The organism is Cryobacterium sp. M23, from assembly GCF_002929655.1.
Classification (GTDB): Bacteria; Actinomycetota; Actinomycetes; order Actinomycetales; family Microbacteriaceae; genus Cryobacterium; species Cryobacterium sandaracinum.
In genome coordinates this window covers 1-21,962 of record NZ_PJJV01000047.1, presented here as the reverse complement: position 1 = coordinate 21,962, position 21,962 = coordinate 1, and the positions used below count along the sequence as shown (strand labels likewise).

Sequence of the window (21,962 nt, the reverse complement as noted above, 5' to 3'; positions counted from 1 at the left end):
TATCGATCGGAGCCCGTGCGATGCCCGGCCCGTGCATTGGCGCCGTCGCCCGTAAGCCGGAGCATGACTGCCCCAGGACGACGGCCTCCTGATGGATTCCCCGGGCGGAGACCAGCGCGGTGCGAAGTCGCCCTTTCGCGGTCGCGTACCGTGACCGTGCTGTTGACGCAGTGATTTCGAACGCCTCGAAGAGCAGGTCGGGGTCGGTGACGTGCGGGAGGGCGGTGAGGGTTGCCATGATCCCCGATCCTCCCTTATCCGGCCGGAGGCGACCCCCACCGCATCAGCCACGCCAGGAGATAGGCACGGCTGTTGCCGTCGTCGATCCTCTCCTCCGGCAGGCTCTCGGCGTCCGCCAAGGCTGCGGATGCGGCCTCCCGGCCCTGCAACGCGGCGTACATCAGCAGGTAGTCCCCGAACATCACGTCGTACCGATCCGCGTCGACGCCGCCGGTCGGCAATGCGTCGGCGAGGTTTGCCTGCACCCGGTCGGGGTCGCCGCCGAGGTATCCGGCGACGGGGCTCATCGGCAGCACCAGGATGCCGAGCATGGCGCTGGGTTCGGCGCTGAACCAGGTGGCGTAGTCGCGCTTGCCGCCCCACACCAGCGAGGTGACGGTGTGTTCGAAGCCCTCATAGACCGGGTCAGCCAGGTCGAAGTCGGTCCAGTAGGCGCGGGAGGATGCCGCCTCGCTGGAGAGCATCCACTCGGCCTCGGTCGCCAGATCCGCCTGCCCGCTCACGTCGCCCCACAGGGCCAGGCCGTTCCACGCGGTCACGGCTTCGGAGCTGGATTCCTGGTTGTTGCCGTCGCCGAACGGCGAGGTGCCGCTGGCCCAGGAGTGGCCGGCGTAGGCGTCGAAAACCCGGCGGTCGGGGAAGAAGTCGCTGCCACCACTCGTGGCCAGGTCGGCGGCGAGCAGGTTCATCACCGGTGCCCAGCGCCCGACGGCCTCGGGGTCGTCGGCCGCAACCACCGCGGCGGCGTAGAAGAAGTAGCCGTAGTGGAAGTGGTGGTCGTTGAATTCCTCGGAGCCGAACGAGGTGGCCAGGCCCACAAGACCTTTGGCGTCCGGGTCGTAGACGAAGCAGCGCTCGGTGCCGTCGACGCACCCGTCCGGGTCCATCCACTGGTCCAATGCCTTGGTCAGTCGATCGGTCAGCTCTGTCACGGCATCGTCGACGCCCACCTGCCGGGCCACCTCGAGCAGGTTGGCGGCCCGGTAAAGGGACTTGCCGCCGAAGTAGGTGTCGGCGGCGAAGGTCTTCGTGGCCGCCACATCCGATCGCACCTGGTCGGCCAGGCGCTGACGTTCATCGTCGCCGAGCCCCGTGAGGTCCAGGGCACCCGACGGCGCGATCGTGGGCACAGACCAGGACAGCGTCGTGCCAAGGCACACCGAGAGCCTCCCATAGATGCTCGAGTATTCCCCTTCTCCGCAGTCGATGTCATCCGCGAGGCCCGCCAGTTGATGCGGCATCGCGGCGACCAGGGTGTCCCCGCCGTCACTGGTGTCGTAGTGGATGGTCGTGGTCGCTGATTCCGCATCGGTACGGTACTCGACGCTGGTGCCCACAACCGGGTGCACCGCTGCCTCGGCGAAGGTTTCGAGCTCGCCGCCTTCCGGCAGTGCGAACCAGGTGACGGATTGGCCGGCCTCGAGCGACAGGTCGGTGCCGGCTGAAAGCGTTCCAGCGCTGACCAGGCCGTAGGTGCTGCCGGCCACATCGGCCGTCCACACGCCATCCCCTGTCTCCGTGAAGGCGGTCGGCATCGACACGGCAACATCCGTCGCCGCCGTGAACGACACGAACGGTGAGCCTCGGGCGATCACCGTGCGGCCGAGCTCCGAACCATCGCTGGACTGGCTGACGGTGACCGACGCCTCATCGTATGCCGTCACCTCCTGATCCAGGTTGCCTTCGGATGCGCCGATGCGTACGCCGATCTGCCCGGTGAAGCCGCCGCGGATCACGTTGGTGTCAGCTGACACCTCCGGCAGTCCGAAGGCGAATCCACTGTCGGTGAGTTGGAACGACAGTGGCAATGGGAACACGGGCATGGACTCCTCACCGAACACCAGGCCGGAGAACCACCGGTTGGTCGGCGGGATGAGCCCGTCGGCCAGTCGCGCTGCCGGTAGGTCCTTCACGGTCCGTTGAGGCATGTCCTCGACGAGCGAGGAAACCTCGCTGGTGGGGAAGACGGCCGCCCCGGACGAGGCCGCTTTAGCCGTTGCCGGCGCCGAGGTCGGCGCGGGGGCATCCGTCGTGGTGCACGCCGCGAGGGCAACGACAGTCAGGACGGCAGCGGCCACGGTGATCGATATCTTCGGTGACTTGTGCATACTCATAGGCCGATCGTTTGAAGGAAGTTGAACAGGCCGTCGCTGGCGCCGGCGAGCGGGCCGTCGTCGCGCAGGGCGATCGTCGCCGTCACCGGCGTTCCGGGAGCGATGAGACCGTTCGAGGCACCGTCGACCAGGTCTGGACTGAGCACCTTGGCCGTGGTCTCCGCCTGGCCGTCCGTCGTCTGCACATCCAGGGCTTCCATGGTGCCGGCCATCCGGGTCTGATTGGGCAGCACGATGTCCACGGCAGCGCCGGGTTCGATTCTGGCGTAGTCGCCGCTGGTGAGCACGTAGTCTGCTGACACGAACAGGGAACCGGTCTTGTCGATGACGGCGAGCACCTGGCCGGCCTGAACGAACGAGCCTCGCTCGGTGCTGATGTCGGTGACGGTGCCGTCGACGGACGCGGTGAGGGTGAGCACCCCGTCGTCGGCCACCGAGTATGCGACGGTGTCCGCCGTCACCAGCCCCTCGGCGAGATCGGCCAGCAGGGTGGGACTGTGCAGTGTGAACAAGGGTTGGCCCGCCGTGACCTGGTCGCCATCGTCGACGAGTCGGTCCAGTACGGTTCCGCCGTAGTCGGATCCCACCGGATACTCGGCCGCTTGGATCGAGGCCGAAACGCTCATCACCTGCGCCTGCCGTTGATTGAAGATCAGCGTGAGCACGGCCACGATGCCGACGACCATGATGAGGCCGAAGAAGAGTTTGAATCGATTGGCCCAGGTCATGCGGGCACCACCTCTCGGGTCTGTCCGTGCGGGGAGGATACGGGTCGGCCTTCGGGTGCCGATCGCCGCCCCTGACATGCGACGCCGGGAGCGGGCCTGCCGTGCCCGGCGCGACTCGAACAGGGCCGTGACAACGAAGGTGCCGAGGATGAGGGTGTTCGTCACGTTCCAGGCCGTGGCCAGGGTGAGCGTGCCGATGCCGACATCACGCCAGATTGCAACCATCGAGGTCAGGAGGAGGAATACGAAGAACAGCACCTGGGGGATCATGAAGTCGAACGGCGACCGCACCCTGGATTTGTCGCCGGTGGCGCTCCAGTGCTGCTCTTTGCCTACGAGGACGTTGATCAGCGCTGCCACGTAGATGGGGAACGATGCTGTGGCGAGCATGAGAGTCTCCCAGCGGAACGAGCCCATCGTGTAGAACGCCAGCATCACCTGCATCAGATAAAAGCCCGCGTAGTACAGCAGCCAGGTCACCACGGTTGTGGAGATGTTCATCGGTTGCAGGTCGAAGAAGATTTCCAGTGGCGGCACCAGCAACAGCAGCAGGGGGCGATCCCGGTGAGGTAGAAGGATGCCGTCACCAGGTACTGCAGGCGCTGGTCGAAGGTGAGACTGCGGCGCCGGCTCAGCGGGTTGCTCTGAAACAGGATCTCGAAGCCGCCGGTAGCCCAGCGCAGCTGCTGCTTGGTGTACGCCTCCACGGTGTCTGGTGCATGCCCGGTCGCCAGCACCGTGGGGATGTAGATGGTCTTCCAGCCCCGCTCGTGCAGTTTGAGCGACGTCCAGAGTCTTCGGACTTGGAGTCGGTGTACATGCCACCAACGTCGTTGATGGAATCCCGGCGGAAGATAACGTTGGTTCCCACGCAGAACGCGGCGTTGAACCGGTTGCGTCCGGGTTGGATGAACCTGTAGAAAACGGCTTGCATGTATCCGGCGCCGCGCGAGATGACGTTGTGCAGGTTGCTGTAGGCCTGCGGGGTCTGCACGAAGGCGACCTTGTCATCGATGAAGAACGGCAGGGTCTCGATCAGGAACTCGCGTTTGGGCACGAAGTCAGCGTCGAAGATCACGAAGTACTCCGCCGTGCTCATCGTGAGCGCGCGATTGACGTTGCCCGCCTTGGCGCCGTTCGAGCTCAGCCGGCGGAGGTAGCGCCCGCCCAACTCCGCGGCAAGGTCACGTACGTCGTCTGAGCGGCCGTCATCGAGCACCCAGGTCAGGTGCTCGCCCTGCATCGCCCGCACTGCGGTAACAGTTGTCCGGATCACGTCGATGTCCTCGCCATAGGTGGTGACGAACACGTCGACGCTGGCCGGCTGGTCGCCCAGGTGCAGGGGCCACCGCTCTGGCCGGTCCGCCAAGCCATCCTTGGCAACGGATCGGGTGTGCACGAGGCTCGCCCGCGCCTGGTGGAAGTTGAATTCCCGTGGATCGCCCGACCCGGACAGAATCGTCCACATGGACAGCAGTGCCTGGAAGATCAGGATCGACTCGGCCAGGATGACCAGCGAATATGGCAACCAGTCTCCTCGACTGGCCGGGTTCAGCAGGAATGAAGAGTAGGCGAGGATGCCGATGGTGGCGATCAGCACCAGCATCACGAGCGACGGCGACTGGGCGTGGGCCGAGGCCGTTGGTCGGCGCGGGCGGATGCCGGTCGTCGCCTTGTGCGCGGGGATCCGGTGCATGGCTTCCGGTGGTACCACCGATTCCGGTGGAATGGGTGCGCCATCGCGGGGATGGAGGGTGGCCATCTGTCTCTCTTTCACTGCCGGATTCGGGTCCGGGATTCGCAAACGGGGTCTCGGGCGAGGTTCGCGGGGGTGTGCTGAACGTCGATAGTGCCCGGGAGCGCACGTGAAGGACCCATCTGGACAGGCAGGGAATGCTGACTGGAGGAGAATGGGTGGGCTTCGTCGGCCGTGGTTCGCAGGATCTATCGAGATCGGGATCCGAAACGGATCGGGATGAGGAAGCAACGACGAGGCACCACTGGGTCTGGGTGGCTGAGACAACGGGCGGGGAGGTCAAGTTCGACCGATCGTTGTGGCGGTTATAAGCACGCTAAGAGAAGATCAAGCGATCCGCAAAGTCGTTGCCGAAGATTTCTCGCTTTCGTAACAACACCGTAACCTCGCTATAGGCCGCCTGCCGACCGGCGCCGCTGCAGCATGGGGCAGATCGGACACCTCACCGGCGGCATCGGAGACCGGGTTCAGGCTGAAGCGGGACGCGCAGGCTTACCTCGACACCGTCGAGGTGTCGAAGCTCCAGGGGGCGTACATCGCGCCGAGCGACGGTCTCTCGCTCGTGAGTATTCTCGGAGCAGACTGGCTCGCGGCGCACAGGACGGCCGTCAAGCCCTCGACGTTTCACTCGGACGAGTCTGCTTGGCGTATCCACGTCAAGCCGAAGTGGGGAGCCCGTGCCGTCGGCTCGATCCGTCACACCGAGGTGCAGACCTGGATCTCGAAACTTGCCGCCGAACGCAGCCCCACGACTGTCTCCCGCGTGCATGGAGTGCTCGCCGTCATCCTCGATGGCGCGGTGAAGGACAAGCGGATCACGGTGAACCCGGCACGCGAACTCAAACTGCCCCGTAGGACCAGCGGCCGGCGCGCATACCTCTCGCACCAGCAGGTCGAGCGGCTGGCCGTGGAATCGAAATACCCCGACTTCGTCCGCTTTCTGGCGTACACCGGTCTCAGGTGGGGAGAGGCGACCGGGCTCAGGGTGAGGCATGTCGACCCGGCGACACGGCGCCTCCGGATCGAGGAGAACGCTGTCAGTGTGAACGGCTACGTTGTGGTCGGCACCCCGAAAACCCACGAGCGCCGCTCGGTCGTCTACCCGGCGTTCCTGGACAGCGCCATTGCGCTCGCGAGCCAGGGTAAGAGTGCCGACGCGCTGCTCTGGGGCGACGGCGTGATTCACCTGACCCAAGGCCACGCACACAAGGGTTGGTTCATGGGTGCCGTGATGCGTGTGTGTGCCGCCGAGCAGAAAGCAGCAGCCGAGGCCACGCGCCTCAAGCGGGAGGAGCCTCCGATCATGCCGCGGGTGACACCGCACGACCTGCGACACACGGCGGCATCACTCGCGATCAGCGCGGGCGCGAACGTCAAAGCGGTGCAGCGGATGCTCGGCCATGCTTCCGCCGCGATGACTCTCGATCGCTACGCCGACCTGTTCGAGGACGACCTGGACGGCGTCGCTGAGGCACTCGACGCAGCGCGCCGCGAACGACTCCAGCAGTAGCGCAGCGGTAACGGAACGTCTGCAAGCACCTGTTTTCTACTGTGAGCAAACGGGCGCTATATCCTCGTAAACCAGTCGATTCGGGGGTGTCGGGCGACGAGCTTTGGGTCGTGATATGGGTTCAAATCCCACCGGTACCGCCACAGGGTTGTTCCTGGAACTGGTTGATTCTGTTCCTAGAACTCGTCCCAAAACGAATGGCCTCCGAGATTTCGGAGGCCATTCGTCGTTACCGGGGTGGATTGTCCTCGTGGGGAGGCGTTTCCTGACGAGGATCCCCCGAAGGCAACGAGGGCCCCGGTCAAGTCACGTGAACGCCGACTGGAGCAACCTGCTTCGGCGTCGACGTGGTTCAGGCGCGCGCTACCGTGCGTGAGTGCGGGCGAAGGCGGATGCCGCGGCGACCTGCTCCGGCGCCGGCCGCACCCCGGTGTAGCGCTCGAACTGCTCCGCTGCCTGCAGAGCGATGACCTCGGCCCCCGTGATCACGGTCTTACCTGCCGCGCGCGCGGCCAGGATGAGCGGAGTCTCCGCGGGCAACGCCACCACGTCGAACACGCAGGTCGCGTCGGCGATCGCCTCGGCGGAATAGGACAGGTCGTTCGCCTCGGCACCGCCGGTCATGCCGATCGGGGTGACGTTCACGAGCAGAGGTGCTGTGAGACCGGTCGGCTCGGCCGCCCAGCGGTAGCCGAGCTCGGTGGCGAGAGTCCGGCCTCGGGCCTCGTTCCGGGCGATCAGGGTGCCATGCTCGAACCCGGAATCGCGGAAGGCCGCGGCGACGGCCTTCGCCATTCCGCCGCTGCCGCGGAGCAGGAACGGAGTGGTCGGGTCGAGGGCGCGCGCGCGGATCAGATCGGCGGCGGCGATGTAATCCGTGTTCGAGGCCCGCAGGCAACCGTTGTCGTTGACGATCGTATTGATCGACGCGATGGCGCTCGCCGAGTCATCCAACTCGTCGACCAGGGCGATGACATCTTCCTTGAAGGGCATCGACACGGAGCAGCCACGGATGCCCAACGCACGCACGCCGCCGATCGCGGCGGCAAGATTCGTCGTGGTGAACGCCTTGTAGATGAAATCGAGCCCCAGATCGGCGTACAGGTAATTGTGGAAACGCGTGCCGAAATTGCTGGGCCGGGCGGCCAGGGAGATGCACAGGCGGGTGTCTTTGTTGAGCAGGGGCTGCAGTGTCATGCGGTCAAGTTTAGGAGCGGAAGCGCCAGCGGAAGCCCGGGCGGGAGGAGCGGGCCCCAGACAGCCGGCGGTGGACTCCCGCACGATCAGCTCCGGTTGGAACTCGATCTGCTCGTGCACGAAATCGTCGCCGGCCGCTTCGCGCAGCAGCAGGTCGACGGCCGTGTGGCCGATCAGGGCGCTCGGCTGGCGGATCGAGGAGAGCGGCACGATGGCTGCCGCCGCGAAAGCGATGTCGTCGTAGCCGATAAGCGCCACGTCTTCGGGGACCCGCACATCGCCCAGCATGCTCAGGGCCTGCAGCACGCCGATGGCGAGCAGGTCGTTCGCCGCGAACACGGCGTCCGGCCGGTCGACCGGGTCGCGGGCGCGCAACTGCTCGCCCACGAAACGCCCCTGCAGCACCGAGAGGGACTCCGTGCTGATCACCTCGAGCGACACGTTCGGATGCTCCCGCACGGCCTGGCGCGCGCCCTCCAGCCGGTCGGCAACCTGACGGATGCTCTGCGGCCCACCCACGAACGCGATCCGGGTGCGCCCAATCGAGGCCAGGTGCTCCGCGGCGAGGTGCCCGCCGGCCACGTCGTCGACGGCCACGGAGGAGAAGCTGTGGTCGGCCGTCTGCCGGTCGACGAGAACGGTGGGGATGCCGCGGGCGCGCAGCCGCACGAGCCGGTCCCCGACCTCGCCGAGCGGTGAGATCAAGACGCCGTGCACACGCTGCTCTTCGAACAGGTCGAGGTAGGCACTCTCTCGGTCGATGTTCTCGTCGCTGTTGCCGAGGAGCAGGGTGAGACCCTCTTCGGCGGCCCGGTCCTCGGCGCCGCGCGCGACATCCGTGAAGAACGGGTTGGCGACGTCGAGCACGACAAGTCCGATGCTGCGGCTGCGGCCGGCCCGCAGTTGCCGGGCAGCGTCGTTGCGCACGAAGCCGAGGGCGGAGATTGCCGTCTGCACCCGCTCCACGGTTGCCGGGGAAACCTTGCCCGGCCGGTTGAGCACATTGGAGACGGTGCCGACCGACACCCCGGCGCGAGCCGCGACTTCGCGCACACTCACCGTTGCCATCGTCACCCTTTCGCCCTGCGCTTTGCTGCCCCTAGGTGAAGTGTAGATCACCGCGCCGCAGATTGAAACGAATCAATACACGAGACCCATTCGAAGTTTCGGTCGAATCTCATTTGGGGAATTGCACTTTTTCTGCTGTTGACGGATGCCCCAACCTCACCCTATATTCGCTGAATACATGTTCTCTGAAACGATTCACCCCTGCCGGTGCCGTTGAGGCATTCGGACCGGTCGTCGCCCTCGCAGTCGGGAACATCGAAATCCTCCCCGGTGAGATCCATGCCCTGGTCGGCGAGAATGGGTCCGGCAAGTCCACCCTCGTGAAAATCCTGGCCGGGCTCTACCGCCTCGACGCCGGTGAGTTCTAGGTCGACGGGCAGCCGGTGTCGTTCCGCACCGTGGCCGACAGCAAGTCCACCGGCATCTCCGTGATCTATCAGGAACGCACCCTGTTCCCCGACCTCACGGTAGCTGAGAACATCTTCATTGGGCGCCAGCCGAAAGGCCGGCTGCGCCTGATCAGCCGGGCCGCCATGCGCACGGCCGCCGCGACCTGTTCGACCAGCTCGGCGTGCGCATCGATCCCAACCGAGCGGCCGAGGGACTGTCGATCGCCGACCAGCGGATCATCGAGATCGCCAAGGCCATCTCCCAGGGCGCCACGGTGCTCGTCATGGATGAGCAGACCGCCGCGCTGTCGGACATCGAGGTGGAGCGCCTGTTCCAGGTTGCCCGCAACCTGCGGGCCCAGAGCGCGGGCATCCTCTTCATCTCGCACCGCTTCGACGAGGTGTTCGCCCTCTGCGACCGCATCACCGTGATGCGGGAGGTCGCCCCGGTGGGCGACACCGTGCTCTCCGTGAAGGGGCTCGGCCGCGCCGGCCTCTTCGCAGACGTGACCTTCGCCGTGGACGACCCCCGTTTTCTGGCACCCGGGGACATGCCGGCGCGCATCCGTTCCTACTGCGCCGAGCACGGCTTGCCGGTGCCGGGCACCCTGGTCGAACTCGTGCGCAGCAACGTCGAGAGCCTGGCGGCTGCCTATGCCGAGACCCTCCGGGTCGCGAGCGAGCTGTCGGGAAGGAGCATCCGCGCGGTGCATATCGTCGGCGGTGGGTCGCAGAACGACCTTCTCTGCCAGCTCACCGCGAACCGAACGGGGCTGACCGTGCTGGCCGGCCCCGTCGAGGCCACCGCGATCGGGAACGTGCTCGTGCAGGCCCGTGCCCAAGGTCTTGTGACCGGAAGCCTCGACAGCCTGCGCGCCCTGGTCGCCCAGGCCTCCGCCCCACGGCGCTACCGGCCCACGGCCTGACGTGCGCCGGTGCTACCTGCCTCGGGGCGGAGCCGCCCCGACTTCCTGCCGTGCGCCCCCAACCAATTCGACGGAGATTCTGCCAAAATCCGGCCATTCCCGCCGAGAACGGGCGGTCTAGAGCAAAATCTCCGTCGAATTCGTTCGGCGTCGGGCTGGACTGTCGCCCTCGGTCCGCGGTCGAGAATGGGCCAGGGTGGATGGCGCACAGGGGCGTCTACGTCCCGGGCCCGGGGTGGCGGTGCGCGAGGTACGCGTCGCAGAACGCCCGCAGGTAGTCGTCGAGCGTGCCGTCAAGGTGAGTGATGATGGTCGTTCCGCGCACGAGAATCGTGTCGCAGGTGAGCACCGACCCGTACGGTCCGTCAGTGGGCAGCGGCAAACACAACGAATCGGCTGTGTGCTCCTGCGTGAGCCGAGCGAACCGTTCGCTCGCCGCGGTGGGGTCCGCGCGGTGATGCGTGATCAGGATCGGGTCGATCGCGCGAGGCGGCCGCTCAGGCCCAGAGGCCGACGCTGAGCTGGAGGTGCGCGTGGCTGCCGAGCACCGCCTGCCCCATCGGGGCGATGGGAACCGGCAGCTGCCATTGCCCGTCGCTGGACTTGCCCGGTGCCCAGTCGAGCTGGTTGGGCAGCTCTGCCTGTTCGGCGATTCGACCGGCGAGGGTGCTGTTCCACTCCCAAGTCACGCTTCTGGCCGCGCCCTTGTCGTTCACCTCGATGTCGACGATGAGCGTGTCCTGCCAGTCCGCGATCTGCTCGAGGTGGTCCCCGAAACCGAGGATGCCGCCCGTCTCCTTGGGTGAGATGATCTTGAGGTTGAGGTTGAGGTTGAGGTTGAGGTCGAGGGCGTAGCGGCACTTACGCACGTTCTTCGGCTGCAGGAAGATTGTCATCAACGGGACCGGTGACAGGGGCCCGGCGATGCCCTTCTCCGTGGCGTTCAGATCGATCGGGCAATAATGATCGGCCGTCTGCTCATGAATAAGCACAGGCACGCCACGGATGGCCAGCCTCGCCTCGCCCTGCCAGATGCGGTCCTTGCGATCGAGCTCCACCCCGTGCAGGGCGACCTCCACCCGCAACCCGCCGAACAAGAAGCGGGAAAGGTTCTGGTACGTTTCCTCGGAGTTGACCAGGCCGTATCGACCCGAGTGGGAGCGATGGATGTAGGCACGCGCGCCACCGTAAACGTAGGCGTTGCGGATCGCGACGAGACCATCGCTCTGCACGCCCATGACCGCGGACGACAGCCCGGCGGCCACGGAATAGTCCCGTGAATTCGTGCCGACGATGCTGAGGATGCGGGAGGGAGGGAAGGAGCCCACCATGCGCCGGGGGTCCCACCGGCCCGTTTTCGGGTCGGTTTCCCGGGCAGGGTCGTGGGTGGCCGACAGCATGTACTCCTGCATGTGCCGGGGGAGAAGATATCGCTGCCCAGCGGGCCGAACCGGTCCATGAGCCAGCCCCCGATCGGCCCGCCGAGCTCGGGGGAGATTCCTCCATGCGGGGTCCCGATCGTGCAGAGTTTCGACACCGCTTCGGCGGGGTCGGCCAGTTCGCGCTGCAGGACGGTGCGGCAGATCAGCCCGCCCATGGAGTGGGCCACGAGGTAGACGGGTGGTCCGCCGCGCGTCTTGGCACGCACCAGATCGATGAAATCGACGGGACCCCTGGCCGCGCGGCCGATGTCGTACGATTTCGGCTCGCCCCCGAATGTGCCCGATGCGGCGTCGTAGAACCGGTAGATCCAGACGGAGTCCGGTTCCAGCGTGCCGGGATCGGCATTGATCAGGACGTTCTGCTGTCAGTAAAGCCTCACACATAAATGACGGGGTAGTGCTCGCTCATCGCGTCTTCATTCGCGCGTCACGTGTCACGACAGGAGGTCTTGGTGGCACGATTGGAGGCGTTCGACAAGCGGATGACGGTCCCGAACCGATTTCCGCGCTTACCCCACGCCGAAACCCGTCGATAAAGAGTTGAGAGGTGCAAGACGATGGACACAGAGCCGCGCGAAACCGCAAACACGACCATTAGCCTACTCCTGCGCCACGTGCGTGAGCGCGGTGGGGAGGGAGCCGTCATCGAGGTGCTCGCCCGGGCGGGCGTACAGCAGGATGCAAAGACTCTCCAGAACACGTCCGCGTGGGTCAGCTACGCCACCCGAATCCGGCTGTTCGAGGCCGCAACCGCGGTGCTCGGTGACCCGAACACCATGTTCACCGTGGGCACCGGTGCGGTCCGCGGTGACGTCCAGCCCGTGCTGGTGCAGCTCCTGAGTGTGTTCGCCTCACCTGGAGCAATTTTTCGCCAGCTGCCACGCATGGTGCCGAAGTTCACCACAACGTCGACGATGGATGCAGTCCGGGTCGGACAGACCAGCGCGACCGTGCGCTACCGCCTCCACGACGGCTATCGTCCGTCCCGACTCGACTGCCAATACGCCCAAGGACTGTTTTCGTCCGTGCCGGCCATTTTCGGACTCGCCCTTGCCCACATCAGCCACCCGCAGTGCCAATCGGACGGCTACCCGGCGTGCGAATACGTGCTGACCTGGTCAACGCGGGTGCGTTGGTGGTCGTGGCGCACGCGGAGTCGCTGGGTCGACGCATCCCTCGGCGTACTGCGCGACAAGGTGCGGGAGGTGCAACTGGCCGCGGCTGACCTCGTTAGCAGCGACGATGTCGACGAGGTGCTCGCCCGAATCGTCGATCGCGCCGCCTCCGCCGTGCTCGCGCCGTCGTACCTCCTCATCGTCGAACCTGCCGGGGGCGGCGCGCCGCTGGTCCGCCACCGAGGGCTTGGCGACGAACGTGGCGCCGATCTCGTGGCACGGATGCTGCGCGGCGAGCAACTGGGCGAGCGCGCGCTGGTCGTCGACATCGCCTCCAATCGCAGGATCCACGGGCATCTGGCCGCCGTGTTCACGGAGGGACACACCGCGATGCTAGGAGATCGGGCCCTGCTCGAGGCCTACGCCGGACACGCGGCCGCGGCCCTGGACCTGTTCACGGCGCTCGAGGAATCCCGCCGGGAGGGAGTTCGCACGGCCGCACTGCTCAACCTCGCCCACCAACTGGCGATCAGCGACAGCGTCGAGGCGATCGCGGAAGTCATCGCGTCGGCACTGGCGGCGATCGTCGGCAGTGACGCGGCATCCGTTCTCCTCTGGGACGCCGACCTTGGTGAGCTTCGCCCTGCCTCAGCCGTCGGTTTCGAGCCTGCCGATCGCGAATTCTTCATGCATACGACGCTGACTGTGGAGCAGACGCCGGAGCTTCTCGGCGTTCTCAGGCGGCAGGAACGCGTTCTGATCACGGCTGACGACGCCAGCCCGGCCCTGGCGGAGCTGCTCCGTGCCATCGGTTCACACAACGTGGTCGCCGTCCCCCTTCTCGCCGGGGATATGTTGATGGGCGTCGCGACGGCCTGCTGGGTTGCCCCCGTCGCGGCCGAGGTCCTGGCGGAGGCCATCACCCTGATCGAAGGTGTCAGCCACCAGGGAGAAACGGCCATGCAAAGGGCCCGGCTGCTCGAGACCGTGAGGCACCAATCCCAGCACGATGCCTTGACGGGCTTGCCCAACCGAGCGCTGTTCGCGCTGCTGCTCGACACCGCCCTGGCAGAGTGCCAGCCTCACAGCCGAACGGCGGTGCTGTTCTGCGACCTCGACAACTTCAAACGCGTCAACGACCGGCTGGGCCATCGCGCCGGGGACGAGCTGCTGCGGCAGGTCGCGGCTCGCCTGCGCGCCGAGGTTCGAACCAATGACACTATCGGCCGCCTCGGCGGCGACGAGTTCGCGGTGCTTGTCACCGATCTCGACGGCGAAGATTCGGCCATCGAGCTGGCCCACCGAGTAGTCGGCTGCCTGAATCCCCCTTTCCACCTGGCCGGCCAGCACGTGCGCATCTCCGCCAGTGTGGGTGTTGCCTCGCACAGTGGACAGGGGGGTCGCGGCGAGCAGCTCCTCGACGCGGCCGACGCCGGGATGTACGACGCAAAGAGAACGGGACGGAATCAGATCGCCGTCGCCCGCACCGAGGTGCCGAGCAGTGCATCATCGAACCCGGAATCACCGGGGGACACCGACACGTCACTGCTGGTCGAGCTGGCCCGTGCCGTCGAGGCAAACGAGATGAGGCTCTACTACCAACCTGTCGTGGACATCTCCCGTTTCGGCGAGGAGACGGTGGTGGGCGCGGAAGCCCTCATCCGCTGGGCGCACCCGCGACTGGGCGTTTTGGCCCCGGGCGCCTTCTTGCCGCTGGCGCAGGAACGCGGCCTCATCACCGAGATGGATCTGTGGGTGATCGCGACCGCGTGCCGGGACGTGGTCGAGTGGCCGCAGTTAGGCGCTCGGCCTCTAGGCGTCGCGGTCAACCTCGACGCCGCCACCCTTCTGGACTGCCGACTCGTGTCGACGGTTCGCACGGCTCTCAACCGCAACGACCTCGCACCGGAGCGACTCACCCTCGAGGTGGTGGAGAGCAGATCACTGGTCGACCTCCCCGGCATCGTCGAGCGCCTCGTGGAACTGCGCCGCCTGGGCATCCGCATTTCCCTGGACGATTTCGGCACCGGCTTCTCGACCCTGGCCTGGCTCAACACCCTTCCCGTCGACCAGATCAAGATCGACCGCAGCTTCATTCAGGACCTTCCCAACGCCTCCTCCGTCTCCCTCGTGCAGGGAATCCTGGCGCTGGCGTCGAAGCTCGACGTGGAGGTGATCGCCGAGGGGGTGGAGACCACGGAACAGCTCGACAGTCTCCGCACCAGCGGCGCCGTGCTCGCCCAGGGCTACCTGTTGGGCCGCCCGAGCGCGACCTGGGACCCGATGGCTGGAAGCGCGGTTGCGGCGGCCCGACGCGGGGCATAGCGCACGAGTCCGGGCGTGCTCGCCTCAGATCGCGGCCTGGCCGCCGTCGGCCGACAGGACGGCCAACTGGTTCATCCGTTCGGGGACACATCGCTCGCGATGACCCTGGCACCCTCGATGGCGAAACGGATGGCCGGGGCCCGGCCGATCCCGGACCCCGCGCCGGTCACGATGGCCGTCTGGCCCTGCAAACGGTACGGGGCGAATGCGGGTGCCATGGAATCCGAACGAGCTGGCGCTGATCGCCCTGCGGCTCTCCCGGGAGCGCGAATTCGATGCCTGCAGCGGGGCGGACGTCGCATCCGCTGCCGGGGTCAGCCGGCGCACCCTGTTCCGTCACGTCACGTCACGTCACGTCCAGGTCCGATGGCGGCACACGCCTTGTCGGCGGCGGCCGACGCGGCCCCGTTCTGGTGGGCCGAATTCAGCGTTGACGAACAGCAGGCGCTCGTCGGCCAGGTGATCGATCGGATCGGCCGTGCTCTGGGCGACTGAATGCAGTTGGCAGGCTCAGGCCAGCATGCTGCGCAGCATCCACGCCGTCTTCTCGTGCACGTCGAGGCGACGCACGAGCAGATCGGTGGAGACCTGGTCGGGCGCACCCTCGGCGAGGGGCAGCACCTCCCGGATGGTGCGGGCCGTGGCCTCGTGGGCGGCGACCAGACGACGGAGCATCTCCGGGGCATCCGGCAGGTCGGTGTCCTCGCGCACGACGGCGAGCTCGGTGAACTCACGGTAGGTGCCCGGCGCCGGGGTGCCCAGTGCACGGATGCGCTCGGCGATGTCGTCGACGGCCAGGGCCAGCTCGGTGTACTCGTCCATGAACATGGTGTGCAGAGAGTGGAACATGGGGCCCACGACGTTCCAGTGGTAGCTGTGAGTCTTGAGGTACAGGGTGTACGAGTCCGCCAGCACCCGGGACAGGCCGTGAACGATCTTCTCGAGCTGCTGATCCGGGATACCGATGTCGATTATCTGACTCACTGGTGACTCCTTAGGTCGTGTGGGTATTCACGCTACACACCCGGGGTGTGACGCCGCCGTGAGGACCGGTGGCCAACCGGAGTGACCGCGAACCCGGTCAGTCGATCCGGGCTACGGTGACCGCGATCTCGGTCACGACCGGGTTGCCGTTCTGGTCGAGCTGATCCGTGATCGCATCGTGCACGCGGCGGCTCACGTCGGTGGCCGCGAAGGGTGCGGCGACGCCGATCTTGACCGCGATCTTCAGGCCGCCCTCCTTCTCGGAGACGGAGACGGAGCTGGTCGACTGCGGCTTGCCGGTCACGGCTTCGACGGTGGTTGCGATCACCGAGGCGACCACGGTTGCCACGAGCGGGGCTGCCGAATACAGCGCATCCACGCCGGGGACTGCCAGCACCGCCCCGTCGAGTTGAGCGGTCAGCTGGGCCGGCGTCCCGGGGTCGGGCGGCGGCGCTTCAGGTGCAAGGGCGTCACTCATCGCTGCTCGCTTTCGCTTTCGCCGGCGGGGGTACGGGTTGGTACAGGTCGCGGATGGTGATGTCGACGGCCTCGACGGCGAGTTCCGTGTGCTGGCTAAGTGCGGTGTAAAGCGCCTCCCGGAGCTGCTCGGCGAGCGGTGGAATGTTCTTGCCCTCCAGAACCGTGGCATCCACGCGCACGGTGACGGGTGCGCCGGGCTCGCTGACCTCGCCGTCGAGGCGGCACCGGCCGACGATGATGTTCGGCACGCCGTCACCGGCGGCACGCAGAATTCCGCGCACCGCACCTTCGGTCACGCTCAGGCGAGCGGTGGTGGAGGGGTGGCTGATCGGGATGTCCCGGCCCGCGCGCGCCTCCAGATTGATGTGCTGCAGAATCGAGTTGACCCAGCTGTCCTCGCGCTCGGATTCGCGCTCCACGTCCTTCCGGAGCAGGGCGCGCTGCGTGCGCCTGAGCCGCTGCATGCCGCGCAGGGCGATCTCGCACTCGGGGAAGCCGTCGATGCTCGGGTCGGCCGGGGTGCGGTCCCGGTCGAGGTAGTCGCTCAGTTCTTCGAAGGTGTGGCCCGCGAGCTCGTCGGAGGGGTTCATCATCGCCATTCCTCCATCTCTTGGAGCAGAGTCTTCCGAGCTCGGGCGAGAAGCCCACGAACCGTTGAAACGGGAAGCTCCAGTTCCTCCGCGATCTCGCCGTAGCTGCATTCCGCGAGTTCTCGCAGCATCCAGCAGCGGCGCTGGTCCTCCGGCAGATCGCCGAGGACACGCGTCAGGGCTTCGGTTTGAGACTCCACCTCCACCAGTCTATGGGGGGAGTGACTCTCCGGTGCCGGGGCGTCGGTGAGATCGACGTTGAGGTGCGGACGCCGGGCACGCAGCCGGTCGACGCTTTTCCGGCTCACGATCCGCATCAACCAGCTCCTGACGGCGGCGCCGTTGTCGAGGGTGGGCAGCTGCTGCCAGGCGGTGATGAAGGACTCCTGAACGACGTCGTCCATCTCGTCATTTGATCCCAGGACCCGGCTGGCATACACCCGCATCAGCGGGCCGTAGCGACGCACGAGCACCTCGAACGCCCGAATGTCCCCGTCGGCGGCGCGGTCGGCCAGGGTCTGGTCGGTGAATGACTCAAGCGGAGATGCGAGCGGTGCCCGGGTTGGGGTCGTTGGCATCATTCCTCTACCCTCTCACCCGCCGTGTCCAAAAATTATTTGACAAATCCGTGTGACAAATATGCCACAACACACGTCGTATTACTGACAGCCTCTGTCAGCCGCAGACCGGAAGGATTCCCGATGTTCCACTCACCCGCCGTCGACGACAGCATATCCGCCGGTGCCGTCATGCCCACGTTCGATGCGTTGCTCGTCGGTCCGGCCGATGATGATGATGGCGCCGGGGACTCGACGGCTGCGACCGCATACGTCTGGGGCACGCGCGCCTGGCTGCCACCGACGCAACACCACTGGAAAGGGAAGACGCTATGAGTGCATCCGACAAGATCGAAAACGCCGCCCAGGACTTCAAGGGCAAGGCCACTGAGGCCGTGGGCAAGGCCACCAAGGATGATTCCAAGGTTGCCGACGGCAAGGCCGAGCAGTCTTCGGCGAGTGTGAAGAAGGCCGGCGAAAACGTCAAGGACGCTTTCAAGCACTGAGTTCTTCACGCACAGAGCGTCAGATCCAGTCGTTGCGCTTGAACAGCACGTAGAGCAGCGCCGAGAGCCCCACGATCAGCGCGGCCGAGCTGTAATAGCCCAACGGCTGGGCGAAGCCGGGGTAGGGCACGTTCTGGCCGTAGAAGCCCGTGATGGCTGTGGGCACGGCGATGATGGCCGCGTAACCGGTCACCTTCTTCGTGATCACGTTGAGCCGGTTGCCTTGAATCGCCAGATTCGCCTCAAGGATGGCGGTGGCCTGGTCACGCAGGCTCTCCGTCCATTCCATGACGCGCAGCACATGGTCGTACACGTCCTGGAAATAGGGACCCATCTCGTCCCGCAGCAGGTGCAGATCGCGCCGCAGCAGCGTGTTCACGACCTCGCGCATGGGAAGGATGACCCGGCGTAACGTCACGAGACTCTTGCGCAGTTCGAAGGAGGCCCTCTGCACCGCTTCCTGCTTGGTGCCCGGCAGGAAGAGTTGGTCCTCGAGTTCTTCGACTTGGTCGTCCAGTGCTTCAACGGCGTCGAAATAGCCGTCGACGAGGTGGTCGAGCAGCCCGTGCAGGAGGAAGGCCACTCCGTTCCGGGCCAGATCGGAGGCCGAATCCCAGCGGGCCACGACGGCCTCCAGGTCGAAGCCTTCAGTGTGCACGGTCACCAAGGCCCGGTCGGTGATGAACGCCGCGATCTCGTGAGTGGTGACCTGAGCGGTCGCCACGCCGTATTCGGCCGAGTACGCGGACAGGAACAGGTGGTCGGGGTAGCGGTCGAGCTTGGGCCTCTGCCGCAGCGTCAGGGCGTCTTCGACCGCCAGCTCGTGCAGGCCCAGCTCGCCCGCGAGGCTGACGAGATCCTCTTCGCCGGGATCGGCGAGGTCCACCCAGACGACGGCGCCGGACAGGGCGAGGTGCTCAGACACCTCGGTGAGCGGGAAATCCTCGTCGACGAGAGAGCCGTCGCGGTAGCAGCGGGTACGGGGTGTGGGCACACTCCAGTCAAGCCCGATCTCGACCGATCGAATAGGTCAGCGCGCGGGGGGCTCCCAGGCGGCGACGGATGTGACGGTGTCGAGCACCTGCGTGCGTCCGGCATCCGTCAGCTCGATGCGGAGGCTCGGTGAGTCCAGCGTCATGGCCACGGTGAGTCGCGCGATGGCGTCTGTACCGGTCCAGAGGAGTTCGAGTCGGTCGTCGCCGATGGCCGTCCAGGAGAAGTCGCCGTCGAAGGCCGGGTGCGTGCTGCGGATGCGGGTCAGGCCGAGCTGGGCCCGGGTCACGTCGGTCGCGAGGGCCCGTTCGACCTCCTCCGCCGTGTAAACGTGGCGGTTGACGTCGCGTCCGTTGCCGGTGCGCTCGAAGAGTTCGGTGTCGTCGAGGCCGCCGAGCAGTCCCACGTAGTACACCTGCGGTCGGCCGGGCAAGAAGTGCTGCACGGCGCGGGCCAGAAGATAGGGCACTTCCTCGCCGCCGAGGACGCTGTAGAACGTCGCGTTGATCTGGTGCGGCAGCGTGAACCACTCGGGCACGACGGATGCGATGGAGGAGTGGCCGTGTGTGGCACGCTCCGCCCGCGCGAAGATGTCGATCATCTCGGCCTGGGTCAGCAGGCCCGGCTTGTCGCCGATCGGGCCCGCGTCGATGACGCCGATACCGTCGTGAGTGTCGAGCACGGTGATGGCGTTCGCGGGGCGGATCTTGAGCCAGTCCGCGAGGCGGTCAACGGTTCCGGTGCCGAGCGAATGTAGAAGCAGAGGCGCCAGCGCGAAGTCGTAGACGCGGTCGACCAGCGGGGCGATCGCGAGCTGCTGGCTGTAGTGCGCGTGCACCTCGACCAGCACCTCGAGGCTCTCCTCGTGGGCCATGGCCACGACCGTGCGGGCGAACTCGAGGGTCTGCTCGGTCATGAAGCTGTCGGTTCCGGGGGTCTTCACGGCGTAGCCGACGGCGTCGAGCCGCACCGTTGTGACGCCGCCGGCGGCCAGCGTCTGCAACACCCGACGCAGATAGGCGAGGGCCGCGGGGTGGTTCACGTCCAGGTCGACCTGGGTGGGCATGAAGGTCGTCCAGACGAGGTGACGGCTGCCGTCGGCGCCCTGGTAGGCGGTGAAGGGGAGTCCGGGTCGCGGCCGGTAGAACGCCGTGATGTCCTTCTCGGTGCCGCCGTTCGGAAACACGGTGTCGAAGGTGAGAAACATGCCCTCGGAGGTGGAGGCGGTGCCGCGGGCCAGCCAGTCGATGAACTCGACCGACGAGGAGGAGACGTGGTTGACGATGAGGTCCGCGGTGAGCCCGCGCGTGCCGGCGAGGCTGCGCATGTCGTTCCAGGTGCCCAGTCGGGCATCGACCGCGGCGTGGTCGATCGGGTCGAAGCCGGCATCCGCGCCGTCGAAGGGAACGTAGAACGGCAGCACGTGCACGCTGCCGAAGGCCCTCAGCGGGCCGTCGAGCAGCGTCTGCAGATTGTGGATGGTGCCGCCCAAGCGGTCGGCGTAGACGAGCAGCTCGATTGTGGTCATGTTCAACTCCGGTTCGACTCGGCGCGGCAGCGAACAGCACCGATTCAGAAGTTACGGCACCCGGTGGGCCAGGGCAATTCCGGCGGTCCTTCCGGCGCCTCCCTCTCGGTGGTCGAGTGTGCTTGACCCTGGAGACCCAACCCGGCCAGGGACCCCGTGACGTTGGTCGAATCAGTCGAGCCCAGGGCCCAGTACCCCTATACTCGTCGTCCCGGGTTACGTTCTTCCGTTCGATGGTGTCCGTCATGCGGGTGCGGGTGTCGGTGCGGCTGTCGGTGCGGCTGTCGGTGTCGGTGTGGGTGTGGGTGCGGGATTTGGTCGTGTTTCGCCCTGTGCGGGGCCCGGTTTCGAGCCGGGGTGGTGCCATGATCTGTACGGCTCCGCGCAGCATGCGGATGGCCCGGCGCTCCGCGTGGGTAAAGCACGCTCCGGTGCGCCCCGGGCGATGATGCGTCCGCCGTCCTTGATCACGGCTTTCCGTTGGCCGCCGTTGCTGATCAGGTCTCTGACGGCGAGCGCGTCGGGCCTGGACCGGTCGGCGACCTCGGCCGCTGCCGCCACCCGAACCGCGTCCACCCGTCTCCCGTGAACCTCGACCGCCGCGGTCACCTGCAGCAGGCCGTCGTCGTCGCCGCCGAAGCCGCGCACCGCCGAACACCGCAGAGACTCCCCACGCCCCACCGCGAGAGCCTGCCACTCAGCGACCGCCCGGGCTGCCGCGGACGGGCCGGGCACGGCAACCGCTTCGAAGCTTTCCCAGAGGTTGATCACAAACAAAAGGTTAACAAAATTGGAACAAAGAAACGAGGGTCTCTCCTGTTGTGGATGAGTCTTATTCGAAATCTCTGTTCAATTTGACCGTTACGCTTCGATGAACGAATCCTGACGGCTGTGGGCGATGATAGATCGCGAATTGGGGGTTTCGGGGCGGTTGTTCCTGGTGCCGACGTAGACGAGCAGTGGACCGCTACGCGGGATCACCGTGCGTTCCAAACGCCGTGTGCCCGAACGCCGTGTGCCCGAACGCCGTGTGCCCGAACGCCCTGTGCCCGAACGCCCTGCTCCGAGTCCGAGGCCGTGCGGCAACGCCGNCGTGGGTGTTGCGGAGCGCCTTAACGGCCGCACGCCGCTTCCTGTCTAGGTTTCTGACTGTCTAGGAACAGAAACTCAAGGGGCAGGAAAACGGCGTGCGGTCTCTAACTTTATGGCGGACTTTGCTGGGTGTCGATAAGACGGTCGTTGAGGACCTGAATCTGGACCCGGCGGCGGGTGTTTTGGTGGCCTCGGTGCGGCCGACGGGGTCGGCGCGGCACCGGTGCGGGGTCTGCCTGAAACGTTGCCCACGCTACGACGACGGAGCAGGCCGCCGCCGGTGGCGGGGATTGGATTTCGGCTCGACCCGGGTCTTTCTGGAGGCGGATGCCCCGCGGGTGTCGTGCCGGGAGCACGGGGTGATCGTGGCCGCGGTCCCGTGGGCCAGGCACCAGGCCGGCCACACGCATCACTTTGACTCT

At 66.4% G+C, this 21,962-nt stretch carries 22 protein-coding genes and 2 pseudogenes; 8 read left to right on the top strand and 16 right to left on the bottom strand.

Annotation, left to right across the window (positions count from 1 at the left end):
• Nucleotides 1-254: 254 nt before the first annotated feature.
• The 4 genes from CXY82_RS02265 to CXY82_RS02255 are packed head-to-tail and all read right to left on the bottom strand — an operon-like array spanning nucleotide 255 to nucleotide 4,844.
• Nucleotides 255-2,354 (bottom strand): glycosyl hydrolase, encoded by a 2,100-nt coding sequence (locus CXY82_RS02265; protein ID WP_104169500.1) that lies wholly within the window; start codon nucleotides 2,352-2,354, stop codon nucleotides 255-257.
• Nucleotides 2,351-3,619 (bottom strand): HlyD family efflux transporter periplasmic adaptor subunit, encoded by a 1,269-nt coding sequence (locus CXY82_RS17795; RefSeq protein ID WP_233199156.1) that lies wholly within the window; start codon nucleotides 3,617-3,619, stop codon nucleotides 2,351-2,353. Before CXY82_RS17795 ends, CXY82_RS02265 begins: the two co-directional genes overlap by 4 nt.
• A complete protein-coding gene (locus CXY82_RS17790) occupies nucleotides 3,580-3,819 on the bottom strand; it encodes a hypothetical protein (protein WP_233199155.1) in 240 nt (79 codons plus the stop codon). Before CXY82_RS17790 ends, CXY82_RS17795 begins: the two co-directional genes overlap by 40 nt.
• Nucleotides 3,714-4,844 carry a glycosyltransferase gene (locus CXY82_RS02255; protein WP_233199154.1) on the bottom strand — a complete coding sequence of 377 codons (1,131 nt, stop codon included), beginning with the start codon at nucleotides 4,842-4,844 and terminating at the stop codon, nucleotides 3,714-3,716. Before CXY82_RS02255 ends, CXY82_RS17790 begins: the two co-directional genes overlap by 106 nt.
• 505 nt (nucleotides 4,845-5,349) lie before the next feature.
• Here CXY82_RS02255 and CXY82_RS02250 point away from each other — a divergent pair.
• Complete coding sequence (locus tag CXY82_RS02250) at nucleotides 5,350-6,348, top strand: site-specific integrase (protein ID WP_233199153.1); 999 nt, start codon at nucleotides 5,350-5,352, stop codon at nucleotides 6,346-6,348.
• A 363-nt stretch (nucleotides 6,349-6,711) separates the two neighbouring features.
• On the opposite strand, the gene CXY82_RS02245 is transcribed toward CXY82_RS02250, so the two are convergent.
• Nucleotides 6,712-7,545, bottom strand: coding sequence for a shikimate 5-dehydrogenase (locus CXY82_RS02245; RefSeq protein WP_104169515.1), 834 nt, complete (start codon nucleotides 7,543-7,545; stop codon nucleotides 6,712-6,714).
• A gap of 81 nt (nucleotides 7,546-7,626) precedes the next feature.
• Nucleotides 7,627-8,613, bottom strand: a pseudogene (locus CXY82_RS02240) (LacI family DNA-binding transcriptional regulator); the annotation flags it as partial.
• A gap of 113 nt (nucleotides 8,614-8,726) precedes the next feature.
• Here CXY82_RS02240 and CXY82_RS18465 point away from each other — a divergent pair.
• Nucleotides 8,727-8,981 carry an ATP-binding cassette domain-containing protein gene (locus tag CXY82_RS18465; RefSeq protein ID WP_370443667.1) on the top strand — a complete coding sequence of 85 codons (255 nt, stop codon included), beginning with the start codon at nucleotides 8,727-8,729 and terminating at the stop codon, nucleotides 8,979-8,981.
• A gap of 203 nt (nucleotides 8,982-9,184) precedes the next feature.
• Entirely contained in the window at nucleotides 9,185-9,928 is a 744-nt protein-coding gene (locus tag CXY82_RS17210; RefSeq protein ID WP_370443666.1) for an FGGY-family carbohydrate kinase, read from the top strand.
• Nucleotides 9,929-10,145: 217 nt separating this feature from the next.
• On the opposite strand, the gene CXY82_RS02230 is transcribed toward CXY82_RS17210, so the two are convergent.
• Together CXY82_RS02230 and CXY82_RS02225 are read right to left on the bottom strand one after the other, a co-directional pair.
• Nucleotides 10,146-10,310 carry a hypothetical protein gene (locus tag CXY82_RS02230; RefSeq protein ID WP_199180858.1) on the bottom strand — a complete coding sequence of 55 codons (165 nt, stop codon included), beginning with the start codon at nucleotides 10,308-10,310 and terminating at the stop codon, nucleotides 10,146-10,148.
• A gap of 115 nt (nucleotides 10,311-10,425) precedes the next feature.
• Entirely contained in the window at nucleotides 10,426-11,340 is a 915-nt protein-coding gene (locus CXY82_RS02225) for a hypothetical protein (protein ID WP_104169498.1), read from the bottom strand.
• A gap of 587 nt (nucleotides 11,341-11,927) precedes the next feature.
• On the opposite strand from CXY82_RS02225, the gene CXY82_RS02220 reads away from it, so the two are divergent.
• On the top strand, nucleotides 11,928-14,810 hold the full coding sequence (locus CXY82_RS02220; RefSeq protein ID WP_104169497.1) for a bifunctional diguanylate cyclase/phosphodiesterase: 2,883 nt from the start codon (nucleotides 11,928-11,930) through the stop codon (nucleotides 14,808-14,810).
• Nucleotides 14,811-14,893: 83 nt separating this feature from the next.
• Here the strand turns inward: CXY82_RS02220 and CXY82_RS16950 are convergent.
• Nucleotides 14,894-15,028: pseudogene (locus CXY82_RS16950) on the bottom strand (SDR family NAD(P)-dependent oxidoreductase); the annotation flags it as partial.
• Nucleotides 15,029-15,176: 148 nt separating this feature from the next.
• Between CXY82_RS16950 and CXY82_RS18245 the strand changes: the two are divergent.
• Nucleotides 15,177-15,305 carry a hypothetical protein gene (locus CXY82_RS18245; protein WP_255408561.1) on the top strand — a complete coding sequence of 43 codons (129 nt, stop codon included), beginning with the start codon at nucleotides 15,177-15,179 and terminating at the stop codon, nucleotides 15,303-15,305.
• Nucleotides 15,306-15,320: 15 nt separating this feature from the next.
• Here CXY82_RS18245 and CXY82_RS02215 read toward each other — a convergent pair whose 3' ends face one another.
• From CXY82_RS02215 to CXY82_RS02200, 4 genes are all read right to left on the bottom strand, one after another.
• Nucleotides 15,321-15,794: a Dps family protein gene (locus CXY82_RS02215; protein WP_104102258.1), complete on the bottom strand. Its 474-nt coding sequence runs from the start codon at nucleotides 15,792-15,794 to the stop codon at nucleotides 15,321-15,323.
• Between the two features lie 97 nt (nucleotides 15,795-15,891).
• The gene (locus CXY82_RS02210; protein ID WP_104169496.1) at nucleotides 15,892-16,272 is read right to left on the bottom strand and encodes a hypothetical protein; all 381 of its coding nucleotides are present in this window, start codon (nucleotides 16,270-16,272) and stop codon (nucleotides 15,892-15,894) included.
• The gene (locus CXY82_RS02205; protein ID WP_104169495.1) at nucleotides 16,265-16,867 is read right to left on the bottom strand and encodes an Asp23/Gls24 family envelope stress response protein; all 603 of its coding nucleotides are present in this window, start codon (nucleotides 16,865-16,867) and stop codon (nucleotides 16,265-16,267) included. The genes CXY82_RS02210 and CXY82_RS02205 overlap by 8 nt, the downstream gene beginning before the upstream one ends.
• Nucleotides 16,864-17,445 carry an RNA polymerase sigma factor gene (locus tag CXY82_RS02200; RefSeq protein ID WP_233199152.1) on the bottom strand — a complete coding sequence of 194 codons (582 nt, stop codon included), beginning with the start codon at nucleotides 17,443-17,445 and terminating at the stop codon, nucleotides 16,864-16,866. Before CXY82_RS02200 ends, CXY82_RS02205 begins: the two co-directional genes overlap by 4 nt.
• A 120-nt stretch (nucleotides 17,446-17,565) precedes the next feature.
• Here CXY82_RS02200 and CXY82_RS02195 point away from each other — a divergent pair, with 120 nt between their 5' ends.
• Nucleotides 17,566-17,757 (top strand): hypothetical protein, encoded by a 192-nt coding sequence (locus CXY82_RS02195; RefSeq protein WP_104169493.1) that lies wholly within the window; start codon nucleotides 17,566-17,568, stop codon nucleotides 17,755-17,757.
• Entirely contained in the window at nucleotides 17,754-17,927 is a 174-nt protein-coding gene (locus CXY82_RS02190; protein ID WP_104169492.1) for a CsbD family protein, read from the top strand. The genes CXY82_RS02195 and CXY82_RS02190 overlap by 4 nt, the downstream gene beginning before the upstream one ends.
• Nucleotides 17,928-17,946: 19 nt before the next feature.
• Here CXY82_RS02190 and CXY82_RS02185 read toward each other — a convergent pair whose 3' ends face one another.
• The 3 genes from CXY82_RS02185 to CXY82_RS16940 form a co-directional block, all read right to left on the bottom strand.
• The gene (locus tag CXY82_RS02185; RefSeq protein WP_104169491.1) at nucleotides 17,947-18,921 is read right to left on the bottom strand and encodes a magnesium transporter CorA family protein; all 975 of its coding nucleotides are present in this window, start codon (nucleotides 18,919-18,921) and stop codon (nucleotides 17,947-17,949) included.
• 36 nt (nucleotides 18,922-18,957) lie between these two features.
• Nucleotides 18,958-20,448 (bottom strand): sucrose phosphorylase, encoded by a 1,491-nt coding sequence (gtfA, locus tag CXY82_RS02180; protein ID WP_104169490.1) that lies wholly within the window; start codon nucleotides 20,446-20,448, stop codon nucleotides 18,958-18,960.
• 243 nt (nucleotides 20,449-20,691) lie between these two features.
• Entirely contained in the window at nucleotides 20,692-21,219 is a 528-nt protein-coding gene (locus tag CXY82_RS16940) for a hypothetical protein (RefSeq protein ID WP_146069027.1), read from the bottom strand.
• Nucleotides 21,220-21,635: 416 nt separating this feature from the next.
• On the opposite strand from CXY82_RS16940, the gene CXY82_RS02170 reads away from it, so the two are divergent.
• Nucleotides 21,636-21,962, top strand: a 327-nt coding sequence (locus tag CXY82_RS02170; protein ID WP_146069026.1) for a transposase family protein, incomplete at its 3' end; no start/stop codon positions are given.

Coding starts and splice junctions, on each gene's coding strand:
- CXY82_RS02265 (WP_104169500.1), bottom strand. CDS start 2,354: ATGAGTATGCACAAGTCACCGAAGATATCGATCACCGTGGCCGCTGCC.
- CXY82_RS02255 (WP_233199154.1), bottom strand. CDS start 4,844: ATGGCCACCCTCCATCCCCGCGATGGCGCACCCATTCCACCGGAATCG.
- CXY82_RS02245 (WP_104169515.1), bottom strand. CDS start 7,545: ATGACACTGCAGCCCCTGCTCAACAAAGACACCCGCCTGTGCATCTCC.
- CXY82_RS02225 (WP_104169498.1), bottom strand. CDS start 11,340: ATGCAGGAGTACATGCTGTCGGCCACCCACGACCCTGCCCGGGAAACC.
- CXY82_RS02220 (WP_104169497.1), top strand. CDS start 11,928: ATGGACACAGAGCCGCGCGAAACCGCAAACACGACCATTAGCCTACTC.
- CXY82_RS18245 (WP_255408561.1), top strand. CDS start 15,177: ATGGCGGCACACGCCTTGTCGGCGGCGGCCGACGCGGCCCCGTTCTGG.
- CXY82_RS02210 (WP_104169496.1), bottom strand. CDS start 16,272: ATGAGTGACGCCCTTGCACCTGAAGCGCCGCCGCCCGACCCCGGGACG.
- CXY82_RS02205 (WP_104169495.1), bottom strand. CDS start 16,867: ATGATGAACCCCTCCGACGAGCTCGCGGGCCACACCTTCGAAGAACTG.
- CXY82_RS02200 (WP_233199152.1), bottom strand. CDS start 17,445: ATGATGCCAACGACCCCAACCCGGGCACCGCTCGCATCTCCGCTTGAG.
- CXY82_RS02195 (WP_104169493.1), top strand. CDS start 17,566: ATGTTCCACTCACCCGCCGTCGACGACAGCATATCCGCCGGTGCCGTC.
- CXY82_RS02190 (WP_104169492.1), top strand. CDS start 17,754: ATGAGTGCATCCGACAAGATCGAAAACGCCGCCCAGGACTTCAAGGGC.
- gtfA (WP_104169490.1), bottom strand. CDS start 20,448: ATGACCACAATCGAGCTGCTCGTCTACGCCGACCGCTTGGGCGGCACC.